This window comes from Janthinobacterium sp. LPB2021202312-11-4 (genome assembly GCF_037049705.1).
Taxonomy (GTDB): Bacteria; Pseudomonadota; Gammaproteobacteria; order Pseudomonadales; family Pseudomonadaceae; genus Aquipseudomonas.
Map to the genome: position 1 here is coordinate 20,367 of NZ_JBAGKV010000011.1, position 16,836 is coordinate 37,202.

Sequence of the window (16,836 nt, forward strand, 5' to 3'; positions counted from 1 at the left end):
GGAGAACGACCTCTTGTTCGAATCACAGAAGAGAGAGGGCAGGTGGCAAAGGTGCCAGTGAGCGGCTTCTATCGATTCGACTTTTTGTTGTTATGGGGTTCTTGGCAGGACGGCTGGGGTGGCGTCCTGATGCGTAGAAAACCACAAGGTCTGTATTAATTCAACTTGATTTAATTAATCGTGAGCGCCGATCATCGGACCATGAAAAATCCTCAGAACCAACGCACCGTGACCACCGGCACCAACGCCGAACACGCCCGCCAGCACAATCGTCGGGTGATTCTGGAGGCTATTCGCCTGGCCGGGCGTCTGACGCGGGCGGACTTGACGCGGCTGACATCGCTCACGGCGCAGACGGTTTCGAACATTGTCAGTGAGCTGGCGGACGAAGGGGTGCTGCTGGTACACGCGGCGGAGAAGGGCGGTCGGGGGCAGCCGCCAGTGCCGTTGTCGATCAACCCCGAGGGCGGTTACTCAATCGGTTTTCACGTTGAACAACACCGGATCATCGGCGTATTGCTCGACTTGCTCGGCGTGGCGCTGGCGCAGGTCACGCTGACGGTCAGCTACCCGACGTTTGATCAGGCCTTGCCGCTGATTCTGCAGACCGTCGAGGGTTTTCGGCGGCAGCGTCCGGCAGGGCGTTTTCTCGGGGTCGGGATCGCGTTGCCGGGGCCGTTCAGCGTCGAGGGCATGACGGCGGTCGGCCCGACGGCCATGTCGGGCTGGGACGAGCCGAGCATTCCCGAACGCTTGCACCAGGCGTTGGGGTTGCCGGTACTGATCGAAAACGATGCCACCGCTGCGAGCATGGGCGAGCGCTTGTACGGTTTGGCCAGTGACCTGCATAACTTCGTGCATGTGTTTATCGGCAGCGGGCTCGGGGCGGGGTTGTATCTGGGGAATCGGCTGTATTCCGGGCACTGGCACAATGCCGGGGAGATCGGCCACATGACGGTCATTCCAGGTGGCAAACCGTGCTACTGCGGTAACGAAGGCTGTCTGGAACGCTACATTTCCATCGCCGCGCTGCTTGAGCATCTGGGCCAGCCCGCCGAGCAGGACCTGGCCGAATGGGACTTGAATGATCCGGTATTGCTCGGCGGCATCGATGGCTGGCTCGATGACGCCGTGCCGGCGTTGCGCCAAGCGATCAATATCCTGGAATCGGTGCTCGACCCGCAGACCATCCTCATCAGCGGCTTCCTGCCCGAGCCGATTCTCGCTCGGCTGATCGCCCGTCTCGAACCGCTGAGCCGCTCGATCAGCAGCCGCGCCGACCGCCAATATCCACGAATCCAGATGGGCGCCGCAGGCCAGGATTGCGTAGCCCTTGGCGCCGCAGCGCTGATGATCCTTGCCGAAATCAGCCCGGACTATGAAGCGCTGCTTAAACCCGAATAACCCCACAACTCCGTAGGAGCGAGGCTTGCCCGCGAAGGGGCCCGCAGCCCCAACGCAAATCTCGCCGATGCCATCACGTCAACCAATGCCACCACAACAACGTCCCCACCAACCCCACCACCGACACGATGGTTTGCAGAATCGACCAGACCCAGATCGTCTGCTTGAGCTGCAAGCCAAAGTACTCGCGCACCATCCAGAACCCGGCGTCGTTCACGTGGCAGAAGAACACCGAACCGGCGCCAATCGCCAGCGCCACCAGTGAGCTTTGCGTCGCCGCCAGGCCCGCCATCATCGGCGCCAAAATGCCCGCTGTGGTGGTCGTCGCTACCGTCGCTGACCCGGTCGCCTGGCGCAACGCCACGGCGATCAGCCAGGCCAGCAGCAGATACGGCATGTGCGCGCCTTCGGCGACTTTGCTGATGGTCTGGCTGACGTCGGCGTCGAGCAATGTCTGCTTCAAGCCACCACCGGCACCGATGGTCAGCAGCAACACGGCAATCGGTGCCAAGGCTTTGCGCAGGGTACCGCCGACTTGTTCGCGGGGCATGCCATTGGCCCAGCCGAGGCAAATCACTGCCGCCATCACCGCGATACCCAACGCCACCAGAGGTTCGCCAAGGAACTTCAGGGTCAGGGCGACGCTGCTTTCGGGGCTCATCGCAACTTTCGCCAACGTGCTGCCAAGCATCAGCAACACCGGCAACAGAATGATCAGCAGCGACGTCCCGAAACTCGGTTGGCGCGGGGCCTTGGGCGGGGCGCTGAACAGGGCGCCGAGTTCCGCCGGCTCATCGACGTGCATGCGTTTCGACAGCCAGTTGCCATAAATCGGCCCGGCCAGCATCACCGCCGGAATCGCGATGCTGAATCCCAGCAACATGGTCAGGCCAAGGTCGGCGTGCAATGCGCTGACCGCAATCAGTGGCCCGGGATGCGGCGGCATCAAGGCGTGCAGTGTGGTCATGCCGGCCAACGCAGGGATCGCAATCTTCAGCAACGGCTGACCCGAACGGCGCGCCATGACGAAGATGATCGGCACCATCATCACCAGCCCGACTTCAAAAAACAGCGGCAGGCCAATCACCATCGCCACCAACGCCATGACCCACGGCAGGGACTTGCCCTTGCCCAGCCCCAGTAAGGTCGAAGCGATGCGGTCGGCGGCCCCGGATTCGGCCATCAACGCCCCCAGCATCGAGCCCAGGGCAATGATGATCCCCGCTTCACCGAGAATCGCCCCGGCGCCTTTGCTGAACGCCTTGGCCACGTCTTCGGGCGGCAACCCGGCGCCGACACCGGCAATGAAGGTGCCGATCAGGATCGACAGAAAGGGCGGGAGTTTGGTGGCGCTGATCAACACGATAATCGTGGCAATCGCCAGCAGGCAGCAAAGGATCAGACGGGTGTCGTGAACCATCCAGGCAGCGGTCGATAAATCCAAAACGGAACTCCTTATCGGGCGGATACCGTTGCAACATATTGTTGCAATTTAGCCGGAGGATACCTGATATGGCCGGGCCAGAGCGCTGGGGTTTTGTAACCGCTCCGCGTTGCAGAGCGGCAGGAAAATCCCCCTCCGCCATTATTTTTGTAGGACAACCCTCAAACACGCTTCAGAAAACATGCCCCAGGCCGATGGTTAGGCTGCATGCCGCTTTCTACTCCAGCCCTCGGTGCTTTCCCATGTTCAACAAACGCTTGAAGCAGGAGCTGTCCGCTCTTCGCGAAGAACTCTCCAGTCTCCTGCAAGTGAAGGAAAGTCTGGAAAGCGAGATGCTGGTCCTGACCCTCGAAGCCGATGGGCGGGTTCAATCGGTCAACCAGAATTTCCTCGGGGAGATGCTCTACAAGAGCAGTGACCTGATCGGACGGCAGATTGAGGACTTCGTGCCGGCGCATGTGAAATCCGACGAATTCCATAACCGTTTCAAGACGGCGCTGACCCGTGGCGAGCATTTTGCCGGCACCGTGCGCTTGCTGCGTGGCAATGGTGCTGAAGCCTGGTTGCGTTCGATTGTGCAACCGGTGCGGTCGGCGGATGGGCGGATCAAGCACTTCTCGATTTACTCCAGCGACCTGACCCGCACCATCGAGGCGTCCCGTGAGCACGAGAACCTGATCGGCGCGCTGGTGCGTTCGACGGCGGTGATCGAGTTCGACCTCAATGGCAATGTGCTGGCGGCCAACGAGCGCTTCCTCAGCGGCATGGGTTACAGCCTGGCGCAGATTCAGGGCAAACATCACCGCACCTTCTGCGAGCCGGAGGAATACAACAGCGCCGAGTACCAGAATTTCTGGCGACGCCTGAACAACGGCGAGTTTGTGGCCGGACGTTTCAAGCGTGTCGACAGCCACGGTCGTACAGTCTGGCTGGAGGCGTCCTACAACCCCGTGGTCGATTCCAACAACAAACTCTACAAAGTGGTGAAGTTTGCGACGGTCATCACCGATCAGGTCAATCAGGAAAGGGCCGTTGCCGACGCCGCCAACATTGCCTACAGCACCTCGCAGCAAACCGACAACAGTGCCCAGCGCGGCACCGCCGTGGTCACTCAGGCCGTGACGGTGATGCGCGACCTGGCCAAACACATGCAAACCGCTGGTGAAGGCATCGAAGCGCTGAACGAGCAGTCGCTGGTGATCGGCACCATCGTCAAAACCATCAGCGGCATTGCCGAGCAGACCAACCTGTTGGCGCTCAACGCCGCCATCGAAGCGGCGCGTGCCGGCGAGCAGGGCCGGGGCTTTGCGGTGGTGGCGGATGAAGTGCGGCAACTGGCATCACGCACCAGCCAGGCCACTGATGAAATTGTCGGCGTAGTGCGCCAGAACCAGGAAATGGCGCGCAATGCCGTGGCTTTGATGACCGACGGTAAACTCCAGGCCGAGCAAGGCCTGGCGCTGGCGGCCGAGGCAGGGACGGTGATTGTCGAGATTCAGGATGGCGCACAGAAAGTGGTGAATGCGGTCGGGCAGTTTGCCAATCAACTGACGACTTGATTCGCCGGCTTAAATAGATGTAGACCGAAAAGATCGCAGCCTTCGGCAGCTCCTACAGGGGGATATCAATCCATGTAGGAGCGGCCGAAGGCTGCGATCTTTTTCGTAACGACACCCCTGTTTCTCGCCATGGCCGCAATCGCACTTCCCGCTACAATCGGCGCTTTCCCCAGGAGCAGACATCCATGACCGTTTCCCATCGCCGTCCGGTGCCGTTGTCCAAGGCGTATCGCCTGCTCAATCACGGGCCGACCGTGCTGGTCAGTGCGGCCCACGAAGGTCAGCGCAATATCATGGCGGCGGCCTGGGCCATGCCGCTGGATTTTGAACCGCCGAAAATCGCCGTGGTGCTGGACAAGTCCACCTGGACCCGGCAACTGCTGGAAGCCTCGGGCACGTTCGTGGTGAACGTGCCCTGCGCCGCCCAGGCCGATATCGTCCAGACCGTCGGTTCGACGTCGGGCCTGGAAATCACCCAGGCACAAGGCCAGGACAAGTTCCAGGCCTACGGCTTGCGCACCTTCAGCGGCGAATTGATCGATGCTCCAATGCTGGACGGTTGCGTGGCGTGGCTGGAGTGCCGGTTGCTGCCGGAGCCGCACAATCATCAGCAATACGATTTGTTCCTGGCCGAAGTGATTGCCGCCCAAGCCGATGAGCGCGTGTTCAGCGACGGCCGCTGGCATTTCGAAGGGCACGATGCGTTGCGCACCCTGCACCATGTGGCGGGCGGGCATTTCCTGAAAATCGGTGATCCGGTGGATGGCAAGAACCTGGTGGAGTAAGCCCCAAGACGCGGAACCTGTGGGAGCGGGCTTGCTCGCGAAAGCGGTGTGTCATTCAACAGTGATGTCGACTGATACGGCCTCTTCGCGAGCAAGCCCGCTCCACCCTGTTCGTATCGGTTTCAAATCCACAGATCATTCACCGCCGTTCGCTCACCGCCCTGGCTGCCGGTGTTGAGCACGCCTTTGGGTTCGATCAGTAGCAGTTTTACCTCCTGCTCCGCCGACGGTTTGTGCTCGACGCCCTTGGGCACGACGTACATTTCCCCCGCCGAAATCAGCACATGACCGTCGCGAAAATCGATGCGTAATTGCCCCTCAAGGACGATGAAGGTTTCGTCGGTGTCGTGGTGATCGTGCCAGATGAAATCCCCCAGCAGCTTCATCACTTTGAACTGGTAGTCGTTCATTTCGGCGATGACCCGGGGCGACCAGTGTTGGTCGATCTTGTCGATTTTCTGACCGAAATTCAGGCTTTGATACAGGTTCATGGCAGCACCTCGTGGTTGATGACGGGGCCACGATAGCCAGTGCCTGGGCGGGATTCTTGAACGATTGTGCGTGACTCAGCGCCGGTGCATTTTCAGCCAGCGCGCCGGCGAGAGGCCGTAGGTTTTGCTGAATTGCCGGGTCATGTGGCTCTGATCGGTGAAACCGGCGATCAGCGCTGCGCCGACCAGCGACTGGCCCTGCATCAGCAGTGAACGGACCAGATCCAGACGGCGCATCGTCAGGTAGCGGTAGGGGCTGGTGCCGAACAGCAGACGAAAATCTCGCGACAGACTCCAGCGATCCCGACCGCTGTGTTGTGCCAGTTCCTCCAGGGTCACCGGGCGATCCAGTGCGCTGTGCATGAACGCCCGAGCACGCTCCGCCGCTGCATAATCGAAGCGCTGGCGTTTGATCGGGACGCCGGATGCGGCGCTCAAGGCATGCGCCAGATCGAACAACGCGTCCTGTTCTTCCAGCGGATCGAGCGGGTCGTCGAGGCTGCGCATCAGTACATCGGTGGCGGCGAACAGGCGCGGATCGGTGGACAGGCCGGTCTTGATAAACGGCAGCGGCTGACCGCCGAGGATCTGCTGGATCAGCGCCGGCTCGATATACATCATTCGGTAGTGGAAACCGCTATCGGTGCCGGCCTCGCCGTTGTGGACTTCGTCCGGGTGCAGCACCAGCGTGCCGCCCGGCAGACTGTGGCGCCAGCCGCCGCGATACTGAAAACGCTGGACCCCGGCCAGGGTGCGGCCGATGGCGTAGGTGTCGTGGCGGTGCAGGTCGTAGCCGTGACCGGCAAAAAACGCCTCGATACGCTCCAGCCCGCCGATGTTCGGAGCGCGGTGGAGCCAGTCGCTGGGGGGCGTGTATTTGACCATGGTGGCGATGTCTTGAGTTCGGTTCGGCACACGGTAACCCAGTGTGTTGGCAGGCGGATAGCGTCGCGCTGACAAGTGGAAAATGCTCAGCAAATGTTGCAAGGTACGGAGCATTCCCTGAAGCCAAGAAGGCGATCCTCCTGATGGACATCACCCACCTGAGTTACGCCGCACCGTTGTTGTCGTTGGCGCTGTTGTGGACCGTCGCGGTGGTGACGCCTGGCCCGAATTTCTTCAACATCGCGCAACTGGCTGCCAGTTGCTCCCGCCAGCATGGTGTGATGGCCGCGCTGGGCGTCGCCACCGGCACCGTGGTGTGGGGCTTGGCCGGCGGGCTGGGCATCAAGTCGTTGTTCAGCGCGGCGCCGACGCTCTATCTGACGTTCAAGATTGCCGGGGGCTGTTACCTGATCTATCTGGGGTTGAAGCAGTTCAAGCGCAAACCGGCGACGCAGCAAGGCGCGAATGACTCGCTGAACGGGGCAGGGCGCTCGCTGTTGTCGGCCTATGGGCGCGGGGTTGTCGGCAACCTGACCAATCCAAAGTCAGCGCTGTTCGTCGCGACAATTTTTGCCACCGCCATGCCCGCGTCCCCGCCACCGATGTTGCTGGCGCTGGCGGTGCTGACCATGGCAGGCCTGTCATTCAGTTGGTATTGCAGCGTGGCGTTGCTGTTTGCCAGCCGCCGGTTCGCCGGCGTTTATGAGCGTTCGCGCCAGTGGCTGGACCGCTTTGCCGGCAGTTGCTACCTGCTGTTCGGCGCGCACTTGGTGGCCAATCGCTGAGGGCGGTTTTTAAAGTATCTGTTGTGCCGCGATATCAAACGACACGTTCTCCATGGGGCCAGGCAATGAGCAAGCAGCGGGTAGGCATTGAAGATCAGCCGTTAAACCATGCGGGAATTTTCACTCAAGGATTGATCGATGACCGATGCAACGATTTACCTGTTTTCCTACGGCACCTTGCAGGACAAAGCCGTGCAACTGGCCAACTTCGGCCGCGAACTCTCCGGCAGCGCCGACGCCATGCTGGGCTATGAGCAATCCTGGGTGGAAATCACCGACCCTGAAGTCCTGGCCACCAGCGGCAAGACCCATCACCCGATCCTGCGCCCGGGCAGCGCCAGCAGCGCGCCAATCCCCGGGATGGTGTTCCAGATCACTGCTGAAGAACTGGCAGCGGCGGACAGCTATGAAGTGTCGGACTACAAGCGAGTCAGCGTGGTGTTGAAGTCAGGGATTGAGGCTTGGGTTTATGTAAGCGCCTAGTTGCGTTGTACTGGCCTGCTTCATCGATTCAGATACAGCGCAGATTGAGGTGGAGCGGGCTTGCTCGCGAAGCAGGCACCGCGGTGTTTGAGTAGAACCGCGTTACCGTTCTTCGCGAGCAAGCCAGCTCTCACAGACTCAATCCCCCAACGCCTCCCCCTCACGCCGCGGATCTGCCCCGCCTGCCAACGAAGCTTTCCCCGACGCATCCTTGACCCGAACAATCGCCTGAGTCCCGCTGGTCATGTCGATTTCGTTCACCGCATGTCCTTTGTCTTTCAGTGCCTGAATCAGTGCCGGGCTGAATTGGCCTTGTTCCAGTTCGGTCGGGCCGTTGCGGCTGCCGAAGTTGGGCAGGCTGATGGCGGCTTGCGGGTCGAGGTTCCAGTCGAGCAGGCCGATGGTGGATTTGGCGACGTATTCGATGATTTGCGAGCCGCCCGGGGAGCCGACGGTGGCGAGGAATTCGCCGCTCTGGCGGTCGAAGATCAGGGTGGGCGCCATGGATGAACGCGGGCGTTTACCTGGTTCGACGCGGTTGGCGACTTTCTGGCCATTCTCCTCGGGGATGAACGAGAAGTCAGTCATCTGGTTGTTCAGCAGAAAGCCCTGGACCATCAGGTGCGAGCCAAACGCCGCTTCGACGGTGGTGGTCATGGACACCGCGCCGCCCTGGTCATCGACCGCCACCACTTGCGAAGTGGAGATACGCAGCGGTGAACGGTCCGGCGCGTAGGCGACTTGAATGCCCGGTGGCGTGCCGGGTTTGGCGCTGCCCATGCTGCGGTCGCCGATCAGCGCCGCGCGGCTGGCCAGGTAGGCGGGGTCCACCAGGCCTTTGACCGGCACGGGCACGAAGTCGGTGTCGGCGACGTATTGCGCGCGGTCGGCGTAGGCCAGGCGTTCGGCCTCGGAGATCAAGTGCACGGCTTCGGGTGCCGGTTCGATGCCCGCCGGTTTGTTGGTCTTGAGCGGTTTGAGCGGCGCCAGGGCCAAGCGCGGGTCCCGGGATTCAAGGGCTTGCAAGGTGCCGAGGATCTGCGCCACCGCAATCCCGCCCGACGATGGCGGCGGCATGCCGCAAACCTGCCAGCGTTTGTAGTCAGTACACAGCGGCGCCCGTTCTTTGGCTTGATAGCCTTGAAGATCGTTCAGCGACAAGCTGCCGGGGTTTTTGTGACCCTGGACTTTGGCGACGATCTCTTCGGCAATCGGTCCTTTGTACAGCGCATCCGGACCTTCCTTGGCGATGCGTTTGAGCACGGTGGCCAGTGCCGGGTTTTTCAACAGCGTGCCGACGGCTTTCGGGCTGCCGTCGGCATTCAGGAAGTACGCCATCATGTCCGGCGAACGCTGCATCGACGAATCCGATGCGATCAACTGATGCAAACGCGGCGAGATCGCAAAACCTTGTTCGGCGAGTTGGATGGCCGGCTCGAACAGCTTCGCCCAGGGCAGGCGACCGTGTTTTTGATGGGCCAGTTCCAAGGCGCGCAATACGCCTGGGGTGCCGACCGAACGACCGCCGATCTGTGCCTGGCTGAACGGCATCGGTTGCCCATCGGCTTGTAGGAAAAGTTTCTCGGTAGCGCCGGCCGGAGCCGTTTCACGCCCATCGTAGGTGCGCACGTTCTTGCCGTCCCACAACACAATCAACGCACCGCCACCGATGCCCGACGATTGCGGCTCTACCAGGGTCAACACCGCTTGCATGGCAATCGCGGCATCAATCGCCGAACCGCCCTGGCGTAGCATCTCCCGCCCGGCCGCAGCCGCCAGAGGGTTGGCCGCCGCTGCCATGTGTCTGGAGGCGTAACGGGTTTGCAGGTCGGTGCGAAAACCGCTGGCGGCTTCCGGGGCGACGGGCAGGGTCACGCCCGAAGGCGAGGAGGGCGGGGCGTTACACGCGGCGAGGGTTAATGCAGCGGTGATCAGCGTCAGGGCTGACAGGCGATAGCGGCTCAAGTGGAAGGCTGAGAACACGCGGGGCACTCCGTCCGTGGGATAAAGGTCCGGGGACTTTATCGGCCGATCGGGTACGACGCAAACCACGTCCGACAACCCAGAGACTTTTGTCCTTCATCAATGGAAGGATTTTCTGTAGGGTCGAGCAATCGCGCGGCCAGAAAACCAACAAGAGGCACACATGCACACCAAGTTTCCTACCCAGCCCAGTTATCGCCAGCAACGTGAACAATTTCTGGCGGCGGCGAGCGCTGCCGGGGCGACGTTGACTGAATATCCGCATCCGCTCCCAGGGCCGTTCGGTGAGCCGTTGAGCACCGATGTGGCCGTGCTCGGTGATCCGGGCGCCAAGCGTCTTTTGATTGCGCTCAGCGGCACCCATGGGGTTGAAGGTTTCTATGGCTCCGGGTGTCAGATCAAATGGTTGCAGGACTTGGGCAAGCGTTCGCTGCCGGCGGATGTCGCCGTGGTGATGATCCACCTGATCAACCCCTGGGGCACGGCGTGGTTGCGACGGGTCAATGAGGACAACATCGATTTGAACCGCAATCACCTGAACTTCGAACGCCCATTGCCAGACAACCAGGCCTACGCGGCGCTGCATGAGATTTACGCCAGCACCGAGCTGCACGGCCCCGAGCGCGAGCGCGCCGATGCCTTGCTCGATGCGCAAATCAATGAGCATGGCTGGCCGGCGGTGATGTCGATTGTCGAGGGCGGCCAGCACAGTCATCCCGAGGGTTTGTTCTATGGGGGCCTGGCGCCGAGCTGGTCGAACCGCACGCTGCACCAGATCATTCAGACACACGTCGCCCATGCCGAGGTCGCGATGTGTTTCGACTTGCACACCGGCGCCGGTGAATACGGTCATCCGATGTTGCTGACCATTACCGAAGCGGCCTACCCGGGGCTGGCAGAGGCCCAAGCCATTTATGGCCCGTGGCTCTACATCTTGCACACCGGCGCCAACACCACGAGCGAAACCGGCGTGGCCGCGACCGCCACCGGTTACACCTCGCAGGCGTTGCTCAATGCTTTGCCGAACGTGCGGTTGATGCCGTTCGTGATCGAGTGCGGGACGTATCCGGGGGCGGACGTTCATCGGCATTTGCGTGATGACCATTGGCTGCACCTGCATGGCGATCCGGGTGACGCGGTGGGGCGTGGGATCAAACTGAATCTGCTGGAGCAGTTCTATCCCGCCGACAGTGACTGGCAGGCCATGGTCTGGCTGCGCACCTGGCAGATTTGGGAGCGGGGGTTGGCTGCGTTGGCGACGATGCGCGCCTGACTTGGTCGGGCACTTTTCCTGAAGCAATAAAAATGGCCTACCTTTCGGTAAGCCGTTTTTAGTACTGGGTGGCTACAAGTTGGGCGCTGTAATTGTTTTCAACTGCGCCCTGTTCCGCCCCGCTGGCACGCTAGCTGAAAAGCCCTATGGAGTACGCCAAGTCATCTTTGACAGGGTCATTGAGTATCTTCATGACTGCCTGGGCTTGATCTTGGGTGAGATCGTTTTCGCCCATCGGTACTTCTGCAAGGGAGGTCCATCCCATCGTGGTGAGTACAGCGGATTCTAAGTCCGGAGGTACAGCCCTTTCGTACTGCAAAGAATTGTCCGGATTGGGTTCTGGGTAAAAGCCACTGATGACAATAAATCTCATGGGTGCTGCTCCAGCTTAATTTGTTGTGGTCTTTCCTTCGGGTCTGGCTTTCCCGGTTTGTTCGCCGGTATTTGCATCAAACTCACCCAGGTGATTGTTTTGCCAGTCGTACACCTCTACCGCTCCGTGTTGGTAGTCCCATTCATAGATTCGTTTTTTACTTTCCCGGCGCGCCCGATTTCCTTTACGGCGGACCCTGACCGCATCGGGAAAAGCAGGAAGCGTGAGTGGCAGCGTGCGGTACTTGAGATCACCGCCGCCAGCAGGTCGAGCAAACACCACATACAGCGACTTAAGCCCGGTCGTTTCCGGAAACACCAGAATACAATCCTCGGCGGTAATGTCCTCACCGGGCAGGCCGTCTATCTGGCTATCTGTGTTCTCGGGGATCGGGTGAACGAGGAGGGTGTTCAGGTGCTCGTGGTGCTCGGGATAGATCAGCGGCGGCATTGATCCCAGAGGCCCGCGTTGGGGCGTCCACAGGATGGTAATGCCGTTGAGCTTGGCCTCCATGGCGGTTTTGTCTTCGTTCCACTTAACGTTCACGGTACGCACCGAGTCATCGCCCGAGGCGCCGGTGTGGATGCCGTAGACCTGCATGACCCCTTCGGCGTCACGCCGGAACTGGAAGCGCACGCGAGTGGTAGCGCGGGTCATGGTGCGTAACTGTTCGTCGGTGTGAAGAGTGCCGTCGCCCATTTTGGTTGGCAGCATCCCGAGAATGAACACACTGGCCGGTCCGCCTGCGCCACGTATCGCCCAATTGAGGCGCTGTTGCAGGATTCCGCCGCCGGCCATGCGCCCCAATGCCAGGTCGGCACCAAACGCAGTCGCTACAGCGGCGCCGGCTGACGGAAAGAGCATGGCGCCCGCCACCATGACCTTACCGAAGTTGGCGGCGGGTTCAGGTGCTGTACCGGCGTTCGTTCGGCACCAATTCTCTGGAGTGCAGGACTTGGCAAACACCAGATCGTCACGGGGCTTTGGCGTTGGCCATTCATCTGTTGGAACGTATGCCACCGGCTCTGGCTCCCGTGGCGGATTCCATGCGGCCCATGAGGCGCCACCGTTCCAGCGTTTACGACGCCAGTAGTCGTCGAAAATATATTTTGATATGTCCTTGTTCATGACAACTCCCTGTATGACTTCGGGTCGAGCCGTGGGAGCTTGTCGATCAAATTTGAGCCCGGTCAAATTGACTCGGTAACTTAAAGTTTCCGCCTCTTTGAGCGTACGAAAGATCCACTACGCACTTCTGATTCCGTCGCCCACACCCAATTCCTACAGTGTTTTCTGAGCTTATGGCCATGCGGTTGGGTTAGCCGAGCGGGTGGCGCCTCAGGCTTGAGGCATTCAGTTCGGCTTGGGGGCAAATGGGAGATCAACTAAACCTGTGACGAGGGATTTAGCGAAATGCCGTGCGGTCCCGATAGGGCGCGAGGCGGTCTCTTTTTTATCTGCGAGAGAAGGGCTGCTGCACAGCCATCGGGGATAAAAAATCGAGGCATAAAAAAACGGCCTACCTTTCGGTAAGCCGTTTTTAGTACTTGGTGGCTACACAGGGACTTGAACCCCGGACCCCAGCATTATGAATGCTATGCTCTAACCAACTGAGCTATGTAGCCAAGTGGCGCGCATTATTGGCTTGGAACGATGATGTGTCAAGCGTAAATCTAAAATATTTCTCTACGCTTTCAACTGCTTATCGCCCTGACCCGAAAAACCGGGGCAGGGCGGGGCATCAATTGAGCTGAAATCTCCCGGTATTCGCACTCAAGGCCTTGCTGCCCTGGCTCAAGGTATCGGCCGCGAGGTTCACGGCCCGTGCGCCTTCCAGCAATCTGACGGCGGCCTGATCGACCTGCTGGATGTTGCCGCTGACCTCATCGGCCGTACTCGCTTGTTCCTCAACAGCTGTGGCGATTTGCGCCAGGGTGTCGGTGACGCTCTGCACGGCGCTGGCGATTTCCCCCAGGCGTTCGCCCAGGCCGGTGACGGCTTCGGCGTCGGATTGAGCCTGGCCGCAAGCCGCTTCCATCAAACTCACGGCTTCATTCACGGTGTTGCGCAGGCTGTCGACGGTGCCGGCGATCTGCGCAGTGGACGACTGCGTGCGCTGGGACAGACTGCGCACTTCATCGGCTACCACGGCAAAGCCGCGACCCTGTTCACCGGCACGCGCCGCTTCGATGGCGGCGTTGAGCGCCAGCAGGTTGGTTTGCTCGGCGACGCCGCGAATGGTATCCACCACCAATTGAATCTGCTGGCCTTGCTCGCTGACCCGGCCCAACGCCGCCGCCGTCTCGTTGAGGCGCTGATTGAGCTGTTGAATGCTCGCCGTCGTGCGTTGGCTGTCGCGGCTGCTGTCGGCGGCGATGCGTTGGGTGTGCTGCGCGCTGCCAGAGGCTTGTTCACAGCTCTGAGCGACCCCTTGAGAGGTGGCGGCCAATTGCGTGGCGGCTGCGGCGATCTGGCTGATCTGGATTTGCTGGGCCTCGACTTCCCCCAGCGCGCCGCTGGAATGATCGTTGAGGGTGCGCACGGCATTACTCAGTTGCAAGGTCTCGTGATCGACCCCGAGCAAACTGTTGCGCAGTTGCACCACGGCCACGTTGAGTGCGGTGCTGATCGCCGCCAGTTCATCGCGGCCCTGCACCGGCACTTGCAGGCTCAGATTGCCGTCACGCAGGGCTTCGGCCAACACGGTGATGCCGCTGGCGCTGCGCCGGATCGAGGCCTGCAAGCACACGAACAGGTACAACGCCGCCAACAACAGGCAACCAAAGATGGTCGCCACGAGGAAGAATTGGCGAATCGCCGAGCTGTGGTAGTAATCCAGACGTTGATCCAGCGACACCAGCGATTGCTGGCGCAGCGAGGCGAGGTCGATCAGCAACGCGTCGAGGTTACGTTCGAAGTCGTCGGGCTTGAGGGTGATGCTGCCGCCGAACACGCCATCGTCGAGGACTTTCAGGCTCGCATCCAGGTGTTTGAGGCTGTCATGGTATTGCCCGGCCCACGCCTGCAAGGCGCTGGGCAGTCGGGCTTCGAGCAGGCTCGCGGTTTTAACAAGCTGTTCCCGGGCGTCGCCGATGCGACCGCGCAAGTCCCGCAACTGCAAACGGCTTTGCAGGGTGAACTGCCCGGACACCACCGACGCCTGACCGACGGCGGCGAGGCGTCCGACCCGTTCGATCAGGTCCGGCGCGTGCTGTGTCGAAATCTGCGTCAGCAAGTAGGTTTCCAGCCACGGCGCCAGGGTCAGGCGATTGTCCATGACGATCTGTTCGCGCAAGGCTTGCAGGGCGCTCAAGGCGTTGGTGAAGCGGTCGTAACCGTCCGGCCACCAGCCGACGCTGCTCAGGCTTTTCGAGTCCAGGCCATTGAGCGCGGTTTGCAGGGCTTGATAGCGGGTCAGGGTTTCACCCTCGGCGCCTTCGGTTTTCAGGGCATTGCCCAGGTCCGTGGTGGCTTGGGCGACGGCGGGTTGTACCGCGTCGAAGGCGCCCATGGCGGCGATTGTGGCCGGGGTCGGTTGGCGATTGGTTTCGGTGGCGCGCCAGCGGGCGGCGCGGTCACGCTGGGCGGCGAGCAGGTTGTCGAGCGCATCCAGGGCCAGCAATTGACGAACCCCGGCGCGTTCGCCGGAAATCAACTGCAACTTGTCCCGATAGTCCTGGCCAATCATCCACAGGCTGCCGGCCAGCGGCAGGATAAACAGCAGAAACAACAGCTGAAACTTGCGTGCGAAGCCAAAACGCCCCAGCAGCCCGATCCCCGGTGATAAAAAAGCCTGCATGCCCCATGACTCCTCTGGACACCACGCACCATTGGCGTGCGTCGTGGTCGTTGCGACCGCGACTTGTGCCCTTTTAAAAGGCCTCGAAAGTTCACCCTCACCAGCTCTGTAGGCCGACTCTGTAGCGAAACTTCCCATTCTCGGTTCCCTTTGTAAGGGCCCCGCGTTGAAGGGGTTTAGCAAGGCAAGATTCAGACCATGGCGTTGCGCTATCACCTGCGTGTCGATGAACGTCAAGGTCGTTAGCTGGCTAAGGGGATGGCGCTGCCGCACCGAAAAATGGCACATTGACGCACCTGCCCGTGTGCACCCCTCTGTTGTACGGAAATTCTCATGGCTATCAGCAATGCCCAGACCGGCTCGACGCCGGCATCCGCGACTCCGCAAAGCAGCCCGCTGGTCATGCGCATCATCGGCGCGGTGGCGCTGGCGCATTTGATCAACGACCTGATTCAGTCGGTCCTGCCGTCGATTTATCCGATGCTCAAGGCCAATTATGGCCTGACCTTTACCCAGGTCGGCCTGATCACCCTGACGTTTCAGTTGACGGCCTCGTTGCTGCAACCCTGGGTCGGTTACTACACCGATCGCCATCCCAAGCCGTGGCTGCTGCCGGCCGGTACGGTCTGCACATTGATCGGCATTTTGATGATGTCGGTGGTCGGTAACTTCCCGATGATTCTGCTGGCGGCGGGGCTGATCGGTATTGGCTCCTCGACCTTCCACCCGGAAGCGTCTCGCGTGGCTCGGCTGGCGTCTGGCGGGCGTTTCGGCCTGGCGCAATCGACTTTTCAGGTTGGCGGTAACGCCGGCTCGGCGTTCGGCCCGTTGCTGGCGGCGGCGATCATCATTCCCTACGGCCAGGGCCACGTCGCTTGGTTCGGGCTGTTCGCGGTGTTTGCGCTGTTTGTGCTGTACCGGATCAGCCGTTGGTACGCCAATCACCTGAACCTGTTCAAGCTCAAGCAAGGTCAGGCGGCGACCCATGGTTTGTCGAAAAATCGGGTAATCAGTGCACTGGTGGTGCTCGGTTTGCTGGTGTTCTCCAAGTATTTCTACATGGCCAGTTTCACCAGTTACTTCACCTTCTACCTGATCGAGAAGTTCGACCTGTCAGTGGCCAGTTCACAGCTGCATCTGTTCCTGTTCCTCGGGGCGGTGGCGGCGGGGACGTTCTTCGGCGGGCCGATTGGCGACAAGATCGGGCGTAAGGCGGTGATCTGGTTCTCGATCCTCGGTGTTGCCCCGTTCACCTTGATCCTGCCCCATGTCGATCTGTTCTGGACCAGTATTCTCAGCGTGGTCATCGGCTTCATCCTGGCCTCGGCCTTCTCGGCCATCGTGGTGTACGCGCAAGAACTGGTGCCGGGCAATGTCGGGATGATTGCCGGGGTGTTCTTCGGTTTGATGTTCGGTTTCGGCGGGATTGGTGCGGCGCTGCTGGGGCATTTGGCGGATGTTCACGGGATTGAATACGTGTACTTCCTGTGTTCGTTTTTGCCGCTGTTTGGCGTGTTGGCGATCTTCTTGCCGCGCACCAAAAAAGCCTGACCCCCACCGGACCTGTAGGAG

At 60.8% G+C, this 16,836-nt stretch carries 13 protein-coding genes, 1 tRNA gene and 1 pseudogene; 7 read left to right on the forward strand and 8 right to left on the reverse strand.

Translation table 11 applies throughout. The features are described 5' to 3' along the window. Window positions 1-201: 201 nt before the first annotated feature. Window positions 202-1,404 carry an ROK family transcriptional regulator gene (locus tag V5E99_RS13725; protein WP_499802911.1) on the forward strand — a complete coding sequence of 401 codons (1,203 nt, stop codon included), beginning with the start codon at window positions 202-204 and terminating at the stop codon, window positions 1,402-1,404. 73 nt (window positions 1,405-1,477) lie between these two features. On the opposite strand, the gene V5E99_RS13730 is transcribed toward V5E99_RS13725, so the two are convergent. Next, entirely contained in the window at window positions 1,478-2,824 is a 1,347-nt protein-coding gene (locus V5E99_RS13730; protein WP_499803041.1) for a GntT/GntP/DsdX family permease, read from the reverse strand. Between the two features lie 368 nt (window positions 2,825-3,192). Between V5E99_RS13730 and V5E99_RS13735 the strand changes: the two are divergent. Together V5E99_RS13735 and V5E99_RS13740 are read left to right on the forward strand one after the other, a co-directional pair. After that, window positions 3,193-4,329: pseudogene (locus tag V5E99_RS13735) on the forward strand (methyl-accepting chemotaxis protein); the annotation flags it as partial. 263 nt (window positions 4,330-4,592) lie between these two features. Further along, complete coding sequence (locus V5E99_RS13740; protein WP_499802912.1) at window positions 4,593-5,192, forward strand: flavin reductase family protein; 600 nt, start codon at window positions 4,593-4,595, stop codon at window positions 5,190-5,192. A 122-nt stretch (window positions 5,193-5,314) separates the two neighbouring features. Here the strand turns inward: V5E99_RS13740 and V5E99_RS13745 are convergent, their stop codons facing one another. Further along, a complete protein-coding gene (locus tag V5E99_RS13745) occupies window positions 5,315-5,683 on the reverse strand; it encodes a cupin domain-containing protein (RefSeq protein ID WP_499802913.1) in 369 nt (122 codons plus the stop codon). A gap of 75 nt (window positions 5,684-5,758) precedes the next feature. After that, window positions 5,759-6,568, reverse strand: coding sequence for an AraC family transcriptional regulator (locus V5E99_RS13750; protein WP_499803042.1), 810 nt, complete (start codon window positions 6,566-6,568; stop codon window positions 5,759-5,761). A 143-nt stretch (window positions 6,569-6,711) separates the two neighbouring features. Here V5E99_RS13750 and V5E99_RS13755 point away from each other — a divergent pair, with 143 nt between their 5' ends. Both V5E99_RS13755 and V5E99_RS13760 read left to right on the forward strand, forming a co-directional pair. Then, window positions 6,712-7,353, forward strand: coding sequence for a LysE family translocator (locus V5E99_RS13755; protein WP_499802914.1), 642 nt, complete (start codon window positions 6,712-6,714; stop codon window positions 7,351-7,353). 138 nt (window positions 7,354-7,491) lie between these two features. Beyond that, window positions 7,492-7,836, forward strand: coding sequence for a gamma-glutamylcyclotransferase family protein (locus tag V5E99_RS13760; protein ID WP_499802915.1), 345 nt, complete (start codon window positions 7,492-7,494; stop codon window positions 7,834-7,836). 138 nt (window positions 7,837-7,974) lie between these two features. On the opposite strand, the gene ggt is transcribed toward V5E99_RS13760, so the two are convergent. Beyond that, on the reverse strand, window positions 7,975-9,819 hold the full coding sequence (gene ggt / locus V5E99_RS13765; protein ID WP_499802916.1) for a gamma-glutamyltransferase: 1,845 nt from the start codon (window positions 9,817-9,819) through the stop codon (window positions 7,975-7,977). Between the two features lie 163 nt (window positions 9,820-9,982). On the opposite strand from ggt, the gene V5E99_RS13770 reads away from it, so the two are divergent. Beyond that, the gene (locus V5E99_RS13770) at window positions 9,983-11,092 is read left to right on the forward strand and encodes a DUF2817 domain-containing protein (RefSeq protein ID WP_499802917.1); all 1,110 of its coding nucleotides are present in this window, start codon (window positions 9,983-9,985) and stop codon (window positions 11,090-11,092) included. 130 nt (window positions 11,093-11,222) lie between these two features. On the opposite strand, the gene V5E99_RS13775 is transcribed toward V5E99_RS13770, so the two are convergent. The 4 genes from V5E99_RS13775 to V5E99_RS13790 form a co-directional block, all read right to left on the reverse strand. After that, complete coding sequence (locus V5E99_RS13775) at window positions 11,223-11,465, reverse strand: pyocin S6 family toxin immunity protein (protein WP_499802918.1); 243 nt, start codon at window positions 11,463-11,465, stop codon at window positions 11,223-11,225. Between the two features lie 15 nt (window positions 11,466-11,480). Continuing rightward, window positions 11,481-12,593 carry an S-type pyocin domain-containing protein gene (locus V5E99_RS13780; RefSeq protein WP_499802919.1) on the reverse strand — a complete coding sequence of 371 codons (1,113 nt, stop codon included), beginning with the start codon at window positions 12,591-12,593 and terminating at the stop codon, window positions 11,481-11,483. A gap of 420 nt (window positions 12,594-13,013) precedes the next feature. Continuing rightward, window positions 13,014-13,090 (reverse strand) — tRNA-Met (locus tag V5E99_RS13785). A 116-nt stretch (window positions 13,091-13,206) separates the two neighbouring features. Then, window positions 13,207-15,264 carry a methyl-accepting chemotaxis protein gene (locus V5E99_RS13790; protein WP_499802920.1) on the reverse strand — a complete coding sequence of 686 codons (2,058 nt, stop codon included), beginning with the start codon at window positions 15,262-15,264 and terminating at the stop codon, window positions 13,207-13,209. A 333-nt stretch (window positions 15,265-15,597) separates the two neighbouring features. Here V5E99_RS13790 and V5E99_RS13795 point away from each other — a divergent pair, with 333 nt between their 5' ends. Then, the gene (locus V5E99_RS13795) at window positions 15,598-16,815 is read left to right on the forward strand and encodes an MFS transporter (protein WP_499802921.1); all 1,218 of its coding nucleotides are present in this window, start codon (window positions 15,598-15,600) and stop codon (window positions 16,813-16,815) included. Window positions 16,816-16,836: the final 21 nt, after the last annotated feature.